The organism is Pseudorhodoplanes sp., assembly GCF_050250235.1.
GTDB lineage: Bacteria > Pseudomonadota > Alphaproteobacteria > Rhizobiales > Xanthobacteraceae > Pseudorhodoplanes.
Genome location: NZ_JBFWPA010000042.1, coordinates 1 through 12,472, shown reverse-complemented (window position 1 = coordinate 12,472; position 12,472 = coordinate 1). Strand labels below are relative to the sequence as shown.

The following is a 12,472-nucleotide window of genomic DNA, read 5'->3' as shown; positions in this document are numbered from 1 at the left end:
GAAGTCAGGCAGCCGATGGTTGTCTGCGTCCCGTTATGGCGCGCAGCGGGCCCGGCTTGAGCGCAAGTTCCGGCCCCCTCTGCGGATCGATCGCCTCGACCAGTTTCAGGAACGACGATCCCGGAAGCGGCGGCGCGAAGACAAATCCTTGCGCGGTGCGGATGCCGCGCTCGCGCAGCGCGACCACCTGTTCGAAGGTCTCGACACCCTCCGCGATAATGTCCATCCGCATGCTTTCGGCCAGATCGACCAGCGTTTCGATGATGGTGCTCGAATGGTTGTCGCTGCCCAGCGCGTCGACGAACATCTTGTCGATCTTGATGATGTCGGCACCCAGTTTCAGGATATAGGAAAGGCCGCCATGTCCCGCGCCCACATCGTCGATCGCGATCCGCACTCCAAGGTCCTGAAGGGTCGCGATTACGCGGCGGGTCCGGCTCAGGTTTTCCAGCGGCTGGCGCTCGGTCACTTCGAGGAAAATCTGCGAATACCGTATGCTTGAGCGTTCGAAAATGGTCCGCAAGTCGCGCACGATGGTCTCATTCGAGAAATGCTCGGCGGTCATGTTGAAGCCAAGCTTCAGCTTGGGACGTAGCGAAAAGGCCGGCCCCATTTCGGCTACGACCTGACGCATCATGCTGCGGGTCATCGCGAGGATCATGCCGCTCGATTCGGCGAGCGGAATAAATGCCGCGGGAGGCAATACCGTGCCGTCGCTCTTTTTCCATCGCATCAGCACTTCGGCACCACGCAGCCGCCCGCTCGTGATGTCGACGATCGGCTGATAATAGGGCACGAACTCTTTGTGCCGCAATCCGCGCTCGATCTCGGCGACCGGATTGTCGCCCCGCCGCTGGCGCAGGATCAGCGCAATAGCGACAAGCGCAAGTGACAATATCCCGGTCATCGTGATCGCAAGCTCGCGCAGATCGCCGATTGACACTTCGCCCTCGGTTTGCGGATGCGAGGTGGTGACGCGCAGTCCAAGACGATCGTCAACGCGCGCATTGTTGCTGACGGCCGACAGCCCCTCGCTGTCGGAGGGGCGCGTACCGGTCTCGGTGATCATCGTTCCGTCGACCAGCGCAAGCTGCCCGTAGCCTTTCAGATCGCGGCTGATCAATCCGAGCCTTGCGACGAGAACGTCCGGAAGCAGCAATGCCGAGAGGCTCGTCGCGCCTCCGGGCCCGACCGGCCGGCGCAATCGGACCAGCCGCCCCGGCTGATCTCCGAGCTGGATGACCTCGAGCTCCGTGGTGCTGCCGCGAACCGGGCGCGCGGCAAGGACCTTCACCAGGCCGGGCAGGTTGATATCGCCGCATAATGGCTGTCCCGCAGCGCCCACAACCGAAAATTGCTTGACCCAGGCCGCGCTCAGGCTGGCTTTTCTGAGCGCCTCCACCTGGTCCGGGCGGCAGCCATCGACGCCCCGCTCGGCGAGGCGTTCGAGTTCCATCATCGCTGAATCGAGGCGGATCTCCGCGAGATGGATTGAGCGGCGCGCGAACGTTTCGACATCGTTCGCGCTCTGCCGCACCAGCAGGCTGTCGACCCAGAAATTGAGGCCCGCGATCGGCGCACCCGCAAGCACGAGGCCGACCGCGATTGCGATCAGTTTTCTGGACTTGGAAGACAAGGAGGACGCCCCTCAGCGACGCAGTTGCGTCCAAGTTGCCGGTTTCGCGTAAAGGGTGGTTTAACCGTACACTTGCACCGCGATGACTGGCAGGATCGAAGGTCGAGGGAAGCGGCGGATGGTTAAGTGCAGGTTAACGCCACACATCGGCGCACTCGTCTGCGGTGCGCTGCTGCTGTTCGCACAAGCGCCAGCCGGCGCCCAGGAGCCCCTGCCGCTGGAGATTTTCGACGCGCACCTGCACTACAATCAGGAGCCCAATCCGCTCTATTCGCTCGATCAGGTCCTTGAGATTTTCCGGCGCAACCGCGTCACCGGAATTCTGGCGACCAGCCGGCCCAACAAGGGCACGCACCAATTGACCGACGCCAGGGCGCCCGGCCTGTGGGTCGTCCCCTTCATCCGGCCCTACCGCACCCGTCCCGATATCCAGACCTGGTTCAATGACCCGGCGATCTTCGAACTCGTGAAGACCGAATACGAGCGTGGCGCCTATCGCGGGATCGGAGAATTCCACATCTACGGTAAGACCGCCGCGAGCGAATGGGTGAAGAAAATCGTGGATTTTGCCGTCGAGCGCGATCTGTATCTGCATGCCCATTGCGACGAGGAGGCGCTCCTGATCCTGCTCTCGCACAATCCGAAGACCAAGATCATCTGGGCGCATACCGGCTTTTCGACCCCGCCCGCCCGGATTCTCGAACTGTTCGCGACCTATCCCGATCTGTGGGGCGAATTGTCCTATCGCAGCGGCATCACCGGCAAGGATGGCAGGCTCAGCGAGCAATGGCGTGACCTGTTTGCCAGGCATTCCGACCGCTTTCTGATCGGGTCGGATACCTGGATCAATGAACGATGGTTCTCCTACGACGCGATCATGAGGGGATACCGCGGATGGCTCGGTCAACTCCCGCGCGAGCAGGCGGAGCGGATCGCGAATGGAAACGCGAGGCGGCTGTTCAAGCGGACGGCAAGCGGTCGGACATGACGAACCGGAAACGCAGAGCCCGAATTCCGGGCGCCTGGTGGCGCAGATTTTTCGGTCCGCTCGTGGGAGAGGTGATGTTCGCCGCCCGAAAGCCGGTCGCGGAAAAGGAGGTCCTGACCGTCCTCAGGGCTTCGAAGCTGCGGCCACCGGCGCGTGTTCTCGACCTTGCCTGCGGCGCCGGGCGCCACAGCATCGCTTTTGCGCGGCGCGGCTTTGCCGTAACCGGGCTCGATTATTCCGACGATTTTCTGCGAGAGGCGCGGCGGGCGGCAGCCGGGGAAAAACTTCCTGTCGCCTTTGTTCATGGCGACATGCGCGATCTGCGGGCTCATTTCGAAACCAAGCATTTCGATCTCGTGGTGTCGCTGTTCAACAGCTTCGGATATTTCGCAAAACGCAGCGACGACCAACGCGTACTGAAGGAAGTCTACCGCATCCTCAGACCCGGCGGCGCATTCGTCATCAATACGCTGCATGCCGGCGGCGTCGCAGCACGCTTGCGTGTTCCTATGGAGCGCGGCAGCGAACCTGTGCCGGATGTCTTCATGATCGACCGGGCGCGCTATGACAAGGTCACCAAGGAAACCAACGCCGAATGGATCATCATCGATGCGCGCGGCGCGAAGACACGCGTCCTGCGGCAACGATTCAGGCAGAATGTGTATTCTCATGCCGAGTTGAAAACCATGCTGCGCGCGGCGGGCTTTCGCATCGAGCATGCCTGGGGTCCACTGCCGGGCGGACGATTGTTGCGCGATTCCTGGCACCAGACCATCCTGGCGCGCCGGCCGGCAGTGAAAGGATGAACCGCCGCATGCGGCCGCGGCGTCGCGTCAATGCCACGCGCAGCGGCGCGGAAGCCTCTGCGCGATGCTGCCGCCGATGCATGTCATCTTGCGGCCGTCGCGGGCGGTGACGACCACGGTCTGTCCCGTCATGATCGTGCCTGGTCCGCTGACCGCGAAGGATTCGCGCATCGCGTCCTCGGTCCATCGCCCGCGTGGCGGAGGCACGATTGCCTGCCTGCCCTGATCGACCGGCTCGGCTTCAACCGGCGGCTGGACTGGCCGGGTTTCGATCCGACGCGGATCGGCTCGCGCGGAATCGTCTTGGCGCGCGGCAAGATAGACGTCGCCTCGGAGCGAGGAATTGTCCCACGGCACCTGCTGCTCCTTCGTCGCCTCGGCAACGTCGTTGCGCACCCGCGTCAGCATCTGCCGCACCTCTAGTCCAGGCGTTCGCAGGTGTTTCGCGAGCGCTTCGGCGAATGGACTGTTGCCCCGCGGGCCGTCGCTTGCCACCTTGCCGGGCGCCGTGGAATACGCGATTAGCGTGCCGGTGCCGACCGTGCTGTAAGCCGCGAGGCCGGTGCCGACCGCCGACGAGCGCGTGCGAGCCGCAAAGCTGCGCGCCAGTGGATTGTCCCGGCAGGCGTCAAGCACAACGATACTGGCGCGCGCCGGATCGCTCAGTCCGCTCATGACCCGGTCGAGATCGACCGTGCCGAATACGACGTCGTTGTGGGTTTCGAGCCTGGCATCGACCGGGACGAGGAAGTTGCGGCCGTCGATCTGCATGCCGTGGCCGGCGTAGAACAGCAGCGCAATTTTCGCCGCAGCCGCGCGATTGAGGAAGATGCGGATGCGGTCTTCCATGCCGGCGCGGCCGAGGTCGAAGCCTTCCGTCACCTCGAAACCGACCTCGCGCAGCGCGCCGGCAATCGCGCGCGCATCGTTGCCCGGATTGGCCAGCGCCCCGGCATGAACATAGTTCGCATTGCCGATAACAAGCGCCACGCGGTCCTGCGCCGCCGCCGGCGCGGCAGCGGCGAACGCGACAGCAAGCCACAAATACCGCCGAAGTCGCATGGAGGCCATGTGCAGACCCGTTTCGAGAACGGACGCGAGATTATCACGGATTGGCGTAGGCCGAGCGAACCCACGATGTTTTGAGTTGGTCGCGGCGGGATGTCCCGGCCTTGCCGGCCGGCATGGCGGAGCGGATCGAGATTTTCGGGCTCTGACGCGCCACCGGCCTAGCGCTCGGGCAGCGGGATGAATTCCGCTTCGTCGCCCGGCACAATGTCGAAGCGCGCGGCCTTCCAGTCTTCCTTGGCCTGCTCGATCCGCTCCTTGCGCGAGGACACGAAATTCCACCAGATGTGCCGCGGCCCTTCGAGCGCCGCGCCGCCGAGGATCGCGATATGGCTCGCGGTGACGGCACGCACGGCAATGCGGTCGCCCGGCCGGAAGACCAGAAGCCGCGGCCCGGTGAAGCGGTCGCCCGCGATCTCGATCTCGCCGTCCACGATATAGATCGCGCGCTCCTCGTAATCGGGATCGAGCGGGATCATGGTACCCGCCTCCATGACGACATCGGCAAAGACCGTGTCGGATGCGGTGACCACCGGCGAGCGCGCGCCGAAGGCCTGGCCCGCCACCACACGCGCGGTGAAGCCGTTGTCGCTGACCAGTGGCAAATCTTCCGCATTGCGATGAAAGAACGACGGATCGATCTCCTCCTTGTCGGCCGGCAGCGCCACCCAGCATTGCAGGCCATGCAGCGTATCGCCGTTGACGCGGCGCTCCGGCGCGGTGCGCTCGGAATGCACGATGCCGCGCCCCGCCGTCATCCAGTTCACCTCGCCCGGCCGGATCGCAACGAAGGTGCCGAGACTGTCGCGGTGGGTGATTTCGCCATCGAACAGATAGGTCACGGTGGCCAGTCCGATATGCGGATGCGGCCGCACATCGACGCCTTTGCCGGCGCGAAATTCCGCCGGCCCCATCTCGTCGAGGAATACGAACGGCCCGACCATGCGCCGCTGTGCGGAAGGCAGCGCTCGGCGCACCTCGAAGTCGCCGAGATCGGTGGTCCGCGGCACGATCACGCGCTCCAGCGCATCGCAGGACTGGCGGTCGCCCGGTGCCGGATCCTGACCTGGAAAGAAGCTCATCTGTGCGGGTGTCCCACTTTCAATGCCCAATCATCGTTGGGCCGTCAGTTCAGTTTACACCGAACCATGACCGCAATGCGATGACGGAGCCGCGCGGGAATTGAACGCAGGCCTCACGACCCATATGGTGCATGGCCCGCTCCGGCGGCCGAGCCTGATCCTTCATCCAGACACTTTCATCATGTCCCTGCCCGCGCCTGTTCTCGATCCGCCGTTCAACATCACCCGCGTCAGCCACGTCGTCCTGACGAGCCGCGATCTCGATGCCAGCCGCCGCTTCTACAGCGATGTGCTTGGCCTCGTGGTGAGTGATTCCGACAAGGACGCGCTCTATTTGCGCGGACTGGAGGAGGCCAGCCACCATTCGCTGGTCATCCGCCGTTCGGACAGCACGCCGGTGTGTCAGACAATCGGCTTTCGCGTGCTCACCGACGCCGATCTCGACACGGCGAAGGACTGGCTCGATCGTCGGGGCGCGGAGAGCAACTGGATCGAGGTGCCATATCAGGGCCGCACCCTGCGCTTTTCGGACGGATCGGGCGCGCCGATCGAACTTTGCGCGAAGATGGATATCGTCCCGCGCCTGATGCAGTCCTTCGACAGGTTTCATGGCGGCAGCCCGCAGCATCTTGACCACGTGCAGGTTGCAGCGTCGGACATCCAGCGCGTGTTCGATTTCTATGCGGCGCTTGGCTTCCGGCTGACGGAGTATACCGCCAGAGACGGCACCGACGAATTGTGGGGCGTGTGGCTTGCACGGAAGGGCAATCCGCACGACATCGTATTCAGCAATGGGCGCGGGCCGCGGCTTCACCATTTCGCCTACACCGTTCCCGAAGTGCGCGACCTGATCCACGCCTGCGACGTCGCGGCCAGCATGGGCTACGCGAATCGCATGGAGCGGGGGCCCGGACGGCATGGCATCGGCAACGCGCTGTTCGTCTATTTCCGCGATCCGGATGGACATCGGATCGAATTGTTCAACACCCATTATCAGGCGATCGATCCGGACGTGCCGCCGATCCGGTGGGATTTGACCAATACCAGCCGCTCGCAATTGTGGGGATTGCCGGCAACGCGCGGCTGGTTCTTCGACGCAACGCTGTTCGAAGGCGTCGAACCGGCCGAACCGCTGCTCAAGGCCGATCCTGTCACGTTGGAGACGTTTCTGGCGAACCAGTTCTGAGGCGCGGCCGATCCGAGTCGGTGATCGTCATTGCGAGGAGCGTCAGCGACGAAGCAAATCCATCTCACCTGAACATCTGGATTGAGTCGCTTCGCTCGCAATGACGCTCACGCCCGCGCACCCTGCGCTTCCACGACCGCAAGCGCGGTCATGTTGATGACGCCGCGCGCGGTGACCGACGGCGTGAGGATATGCGCCGGCATCGCCGCGCCGATCAGGATCGGTCCGACCGCCAGCGCATCCGCCAGCACCTTGGTCATCTGATAGGCGATGTTGGCGGCGTCGAGATTGGGCATGATCAGAACATTGGCTTCGCCCTTCAGGCGCGAATGCGGAAACACCCGCTCGCGAATCGTCGGGTTCAACGCCGTGTCGCCATTCATCTCGCCCTCGGCTTCGAGCTCCGGGTTGCGATCCTGCAACAGCCGCAGCGCGGCACGCATCTTGGCAGCAGACGCGGTGTCGTAGGAGCCGAAGTCCGAATGCGACAGCAGTGCAATCTTGGGATCGAGTCCGAAGCGCCGCACATGCGCCGCCGCCAATACCGCCATGTCTGCGACCGCCTCTGCGCTCGGCTCCGGCGTCACCTGGGTGTCGGCGAGGAAATAGGCGCCCTTGTTGGTGATGACGAGCGACAGCGCGGCGAACTCGTCGACGCCGGGCGCAAGCCCGATCACGTCGCGGATATTCTTCAGATGCGCCATGTAGCGGCCCTCGAGCCCGCAGATCATGGCGTCCGCAAGCTTCAGCCGCACCGCAAGCGCGGCGATGACCGTCGCGTTGGTGCGCACGATGGTGCGCGCGGCATCGGGCGTGATGCCGCGCCGGCCCGCAGCCTCGACATAGGCCTGTACATATTCCCGGTAGCGCGGATCGTCGTCGGGATTGATCAGCGTGAAGTCACGGCCCGGCCGGATCGACAGGCCGTAGCGCTCGAGCCGCGTCTCGATCACGCTCGGCCGTCCGATCAGCAGCGGCTGCGCAAGCCCCTCTTCCACCACGACCTGCGTGGCGCGCAGCACGCGCTCATCCTCGCCCTCGGCATAGATGATGCGCTTGCGGTCTTCCTTGGCGCGCGCGAAAACCGGCTTCATGATGAACCCGGAGCGGAATACGAAGCGGTTCAGCCGCTCGTGATAGGCGTCGAAATCGCCGAAGGGGCGCGTCGCCGCCCCCGATTCGATCGCCGCCCGCGCGACCGCAGGTGCGATTCTCAGGATCAGCCGCGGATCGAACGGATTGGGGATCAACGATCCGGTTCCGAAGGTCGGCGCCTCGCCGCCATAGGCGCGCGCCGCCACTTCGGACGGCGCCTCGCGCGCCAGCGCTGCGATCGCTTCGACCGCAGCGCGCTTCATCGGCTCGTTGATCGTGGTGGCGCCGACATCCAGCGCGCCGCGGAAGATATAGGGAAAGCACAGGACGTTGTTGACCTGGTTCGGGTAATCCGAACGGCCGGTGCAGATCATGGCATCGGGCCGCACCGCGCGCGCCTCGTCCGGCATGATTTCCGGCGTTGGATTGGCAAGCGCCATGATCAGCGGGCGAGCCGCCATGCGCTTGACCATGTCGGCGGACAGCACGCCGCCCGCCGACACGCCGAGGAAAATGTCCGCTCCACCGATGATGTCGCCGAGTTTGCGCGCTTCGGTGTCCTGCGCGTACACATCCTTCCATCGGTCCATCAGCTTCGGGCGGCCCTTGTAGACCACGCCCTCGATGTCGGAGATGAAGATGTTCTCGCGCTTCGCACCAAGCTCCACCAGCAGATTGAGACAGGCCAGCGCCGCCGCGCCGGCACCCGACGCGACGATCTTCACGTTCTCGATGGTCTTGCCGCCCAGATAAAGCGCATTCGTGACCGCGGCGGCGACGATGATCGCGGTGCCGTGCTGGTCGTCGTGGAAGACCGGAATTTTCATCCGCTCCTTCAGCTTCGCCTCGACGTCGAAGCATTCCGGGGCCTTGATGTCCTCGAGATTGATGCCGCCGAAGGTCGGCTCCAGCGCCGACACCACGCTGACCATTCGCTCGACATCCGGCGCGTCGATCTCGATGTCGAACACATCGATCCCTGCGAATTTCCTGAACAGCACCGCCTTGCCTTCCATGACCGGCTTGGAGGCCAGCGGCCCAATATTGCCGAGCCCGAGCACGGCACTGCCGTTCGAGATCACGGCGACGAGATTCTGCCGCGCGGTCAGTTCGGCGGCCTCGCGCGGATCGGCCGCGATCGCCTCGCAGGCGGCGGCGACGCCCGGCGAATAGGCCAGCGCCAGATCGTGCTGGGTGCCGAGCGGCTTGGTCGCTGCAATCTCGAGCTTTCCCGGCTTCGGGAAACGGTGATAGGCGAGCGCCTGATTTTTCAGGTCGTCGGACAGGTTGGACATCACGGACGGCATTTCAGACTTCCTCCGGCGTCCCGACGCGATGGGGCGCCCACGAACTTTCTATGGAACTTATCGCGCGAATGCGAATGTTAGTTGGGACGCTGCGATTCAGCGGGAGAAATAACATGCTGCCGCGCCTGTTGACGATCTGGGAGAACATCCGGTCCAGCCTCTGGGCTCTCCCGATCACCATGATCGCGGTCGCCGCCGTCGCGGCCGTATTCGCGACCGGGATTTCCATCGAGGTCGGCGAGGATCCGGTCTGGTTCCTCTATAGCGGCGCCGCCAAGGACGCACCGGGCTTTCTGTCCAATCTGGTGACTGGAACGATCACGCTGGCGACGCTCGCGATCTCGATTACCATGGTTGTACTGACGCTGGCGGCGCAGCAACTCGGGCCCCGCCTCATCCGCATCTTCATGAGCGATCTTCGCACCCAGGCCATGCTCGGCCTGTTCGTGGCGACCGTGGTCTATCTGCTGCTCGTAATGCGCAGCGTCTATGGCGATACCGTGCCCAACCTCGCGGTGACAATCGGCACCGGCCTTGTCCTCCTCAGCACCGTGGTCCTGCTGATCTTCGTGCATCATCTCGGACGCTCGATCATCGCCGACAACGTCATCGACGATGTCGGCAGGGAAATCGATGGCAGCGCCGCACGTCTGCTGCCGGAAATGACCGATGATGAAGCCCGTTACCGGCCGCGTCCGTCCGGCGATCCGGCCGACCTGCGGCTGAGCGGCGAAGGCTATATCCAGGCCCTGGACCATGGGCAGATCGTCGAGGCCGCGCGCGAAGCCGAAGCCGTGGTCGAGATCAGTGTGCGGGCCGGACATCTTTTGATCCCGGATATCGCGGTCGGCAAAGTATGGCCCTCTACAGCCGCCACGGCAGAATTCGCGAAGGCTGTCGCCGGCGGCTTCATACTTGGGCGCGGACGCACCTCGGTCCAGGACCTCGAATTCTCGATCCGGCAGATTGTCGAGGTCGGGGTGCGAGCGCTGTCGCCCGGAGTCAACGATCCCTATACGGCGCTGGTGACGATCGACCGGCTCTCTCTCTCCCTTGCGCGCATCAGCCGGCGCGGGGCGGCGCAGACGCAATGGTGCGACAAGAACGGCGACCTGCGCCTGATCGCCACGCGTTCGGATTTCGAAGGTCTGATCGACGCGAGTTTCAACATGCTCCGTCAATATGGCGAGGGAAGCGCCTCCGTGCTGATCCGGCTCGCGGAACGGCTGGGCGATCTCTATGAACTCGGCGACGAGGCGCAGCGCAAGCACATCGCGCGGCATCTCGACATGGTGTTGCGCGCCGGCCGCCGCACGCTACCGGAGCCGAATGATCTCGCCGTTCTGGAAAGCCGGATTCCGCGAGCGGTGCGGGTCACTTCTGCGGCAGGTTGAGCCGAATATGCAGTTCCTTGAGCTGCTTCGGGGTGACCTCGGACGGAGCGCCCATCAAGAGGTCCTCGGCGCGCTGGTTCATCGGGAACAGCACCACCTCGCGGAGATTCTCCTCGCCGCACAGCAGCATGACGATGCGGTCGATGCCGGGCGCGATGCCGCCATGCGGCGGCGCGCCGAGCGAGAGTGCGCGCAGCATGCCGCCGAATTTCGCCTCCAGCACGCTCTCGTCGTAGCCCGCGATCGCGAAGGCCTTCTTCATGACGTCGGGACGGTGGTTTCTGATCGCCCCTGACGACAGCTCGATGCCGTTGCAGACGATGTCGTACTGGATCGCCTTCATCCCGAGGATCTTGTCGTGATCGCTCGGGTCGAGCGCCAGAAACGCCTCGACCGGCATGTTCGGCATAGAAAACGGATTGTGCGAGAAGTCGATCTTCTTGTCCTCCTCGCTCCACTCATACATCGGGAAGTCGACGATCCAGCAGAATTCGAAGCGGTCGGTGTCGATGAGCTTCAGTTCCTCGCCGACGCGGGTGCGGGCGAGGCCTGAGAACTTCACGAAATCCTTCGGCTTGCCGGCGACGAAGAAGCAGGCATCGCCGACGCCGAGCCCGAGCTGATCCGCGATCTGCTTGGTCCGCTCCGGCCCGATATTCTTGGCGAGCGGGCCAGCGCCACCCTCCTCGCCTTCGCGCCAGAAGATATAGCCGAGCCCCGGCTGGCCTTCGCCCTGCGCCCATGAATTCATCCGGTCGCAGAAGGCGCGGTTGCCGCCGGTCCTGGCGGGGATCGCCCACACCTCGACCGCGGGATCGTTCGCGATCATGTTGGCGAAAATCTTGAAACCCGAGCCGCGGAACGCATCGGTGACATTCGCCATCCTGATCGGGTTGCGCAGGTCCGGCTTGTCGGTGCCATAGAGCCGCATCGCGTCGGCATAGGCGATGTGCGGAAACTTCTGCGTCACCGGCCTGCCGCCGCCGAATTCCTCGAACACCCCGCGCAGCACCGGCTCGACCGCGTTGAAAACATCGTCCTGGGTGACGAAGCTCATCTCGATGTCGAGCTGATAGAACTCGCCGGGAGACCGGTCGGCGCGCGCATCCTCGTCGCGGAAGCATGGCGCGATCTGGAAATAGCGGTCGAAGCCCGACACCATGATCAGCTGCTTGAATTGCTGCGGGGCCTGCGGCAGCGCATAGAACTTGCCGGGATGGATGCGCGAGGGAACGAGATAGTCGCGCGCGCCTTCGGGCGAGGACGCGGTCAGGATCGGGGTCTGGAATTCGAAGAAGCCGCCCTCCTTCATCCGGCGGCGGATCGAATCGATGATCTGGCCGCGCTTCATGATGTTGGCATGCAGCCGCTCGCGGCGCAGATCGAGGAAGCGATAGCGAAGCCGGATGTCCTCCGGATATTCTTGGTCGCCGAATACCGGCATCGGCAATTCGCCGGCGGGCCCCAGCACCTCGATCTCGTTGGCGAACACCTCGACGAGCCCGGTGGGCAGGTCCGGGTTCTCGGTGCCGGCGGGACGCGCCCGCACCTTGCCGTCTACCCGCACCACCCACTCGGAGCGCAGCTTCTCGGCGTCCTTGAAGGCCGGGCTATCGGGGTCGGCCACAACTTGCGTCAGGCCGTAATGGTCGCGCAGGTCGATGAACAGCACGCCGCCATGGTCGCGGACCCGGTGGACCCAGCCCGACAGGCGCACCTCGGCCCCGATGTCGCTCTCGCGGAGCGCGCCACAGGTATGGGAGCGGTAACGGTGCATGGCAGCTCTTTCGGGTCGTGTGGGCGCGCAAATGTGGGCTGGAGGCGCGGGAAAAGCGCATGGGGGTCGCGCTTTGTCAAGGCAAGGGAATGCCTCGACAGAGCGGCCTCTTTCTGCATTCTGAGGGCCGCGA

At 64.2% G+C, this 12,472-nt stretch carries 9 protein-coding genes; 4 read left to right on the top strand and 5 right to left on the bottom strand.

Features of this window, described 5'->3' with window-relative positions:
- Positions 1 to 4: 4 nt before the first annotated feature.
- Positions 5 to 1,636: an EAL domain-containing protein gene (locus AB7F49_RS18515; protein WP_428524975.1), complete on the bottom strand. Its 1,632-nt coding sequence runs from the start codon at positions 1,634 to 1,636 to the stop codon at positions 5 to 7.
- 118 nt (positions 1,637 to 1,754) lie between these two features.
- Here AB7F49_RS18515 and AB7F49_RS18510 point away from each other — a divergent pair, with 118 nt between their 5' ends.
- Positions 1,755 to 2,624: an amidohydrolase family protein gene (locus tag AB7F49_RS18510; protein ID WP_428524973.1), complete on the top strand. Its 870-nt coding sequence runs from the start codon at positions 1,755 to 1,757 to the stop codon at positions 2,622 to 2,624.
- Positions 2,625 to 2,698: 74 nt separating this feature from the next.
- Positions 2,699 to 3,430 carry a class I SAM-dependent methyltransferase gene (locus tag AB7F49_RS18505; protein WP_428524971.1) on the top strand — a complete coding sequence of 244 codons (732 nt, stop codon included), beginning with the start codon at positions 2,699 to 2,701 and terminating at the stop codon, positions 3,428 to 3,430.
- Positions 3,431 to 3,457: 27 nt separating this feature from the next.
- Here AB7F49_RS18505 and AB7F49_RS18500 read toward each other — a convergent pair whose 3' ends face one another.
- Positions 3,458 to 4,501 carry a caspase family protein gene (locus tag AB7F49_RS18500; RefSeq protein ID WP_428524969.1) on the bottom strand — a complete coding sequence of 348 codons (1,044 nt, stop codon included), beginning with the start codon at positions 4,499 to 4,501 and terminating at the stop codon, positions 3,458 to 3,460.
- Positions 4,502 to 4,659: 158 nt separating this feature from the next.
- The gene (locus AB7F49_RS18495) at positions 4,660 to 5,580 is read right to left on the bottom strand and encodes a pirin family protein (protein WP_428524967.1); all 921 of its coding nucleotides are present in this window, start codon (positions 5,578 to 5,580) and stop codon (positions 4,660 to 4,662) included.
- Positions 5,581 to 5,680: 100 nt separating this feature from the next.
- Here AB7F49_RS18495 and hpaD point away from each other — a divergent pair, with 100 nt between their 5' ends.
- The gene (hpaD, locus tag AB7F49_RS18490; RefSeq protein WP_428524965.1) at positions 5,681 to 6,766 is read left to right on the top strand and encodes a 3,4-dihydroxyphenylacetate 2,3-dioxygenase; all 1,086 of its coding nucleotides are present in this window, start codon (positions 5,681 to 5,683) and stop codon (positions 6,764 to 6,766) included.
- A gap of 107 nt (positions 6,767 to 6,873) precedes the next feature.
- On the opposite strand, the gene AB7F49_RS18485 is transcribed toward hpaD, so the two are convergent.
- Complete coding sequence (locus AB7F49_RS18485) at positions 6,874 to 9,168, bottom strand: NADP-dependent malic enzyme (RefSeq protein ID WP_428524963.1); 2,295 nt, start codon at positions 9,166 to 9,168, stop codon at positions 6,874 to 6,876.
- 113 nt (positions 9,169 to 9,281) lie between these two features.
- Between AB7F49_RS18485 and AB7F49_RS18480 the strand changes: the two genes are divergently transcribed.
- Entirely contained in the window at positions 9,282 to 10,562 is a 1,281-nt protein-coding gene (locus tag AB7F49_RS18480) for a DUF2254 domain-containing protein (RefSeq protein ID WP_428524961.1), read from the top strand.
- On the opposite strand, the gene aspS is transcribed toward AB7F49_RS18480, so the two are convergent.
- Positions 10,543 to 12,339 (bottom strand): aspartate--tRNA ligase, encoded by a 1,797-nt coding sequence (aspS, locus tag AB7F49_RS18475; RefSeq protein ID WP_428524959.1) that lies wholly within the window; start codon positions 12,337 to 12,339, stop codon positions 10,543 to 10,545. The two genes, AB7F49_RS18480 and aspS, sit on opposite strands and share 20 nt — an antisense overlap.
- Positions 12,340 to 12,472: the final 133 nt, after the last annotated feature.

Coding starts and splice junctions, on each gene's coding strand:
- AB7F49_RS18510 (WP_428524973.1), top strand. CDS start 1,755: ATGGTTAAGTGCAGGTTAACGCCACACATCGGCGCACTCGTCTGCGGT.
- AB7F49_RS18505 (WP_428524971.1), top strand. CDS start 2,699: ATGTTCGCCGCCCGAAAGCCGGTCGCGGAAAAGGAGGTCCTGACCGTC.
- AB7F49_RS18500 (WP_428524969.1), bottom strand. CDS start 4,501: ATGGCCTCCATGCGACTTCGGCGGTATTTGTGGCTTGCTGTCGCGTTC.
- AB7F49_RS18495 (WP_428524967.1), bottom strand. CDS start 5,580: ATGAGCTTCTTTCCAGGTCAGGATCCGGCACCGGGCGACCGCCAGTCC.
- AB7F49_RS18485 (WP_428524963.1), bottom strand. CDS start 9,168: ATGCCGTCCGTGATGTCCAACCTGTCCGACGACCTGAAAAATCAGGCG.
- AB7F49_RS18480 (WP_428524961.1), top strand. CDS start 9,282: ATGCTGCCGCGCCTGTTGACGATCTGGGAGAACATCCGGTCCAGCCTC.
- aspS (WP_428524959.1), bottom strand. CDS start 12,339: ATGCACCGTTACCGCTCCCATACCTGTGGCGCGCTCCGCGAGAGCGAC.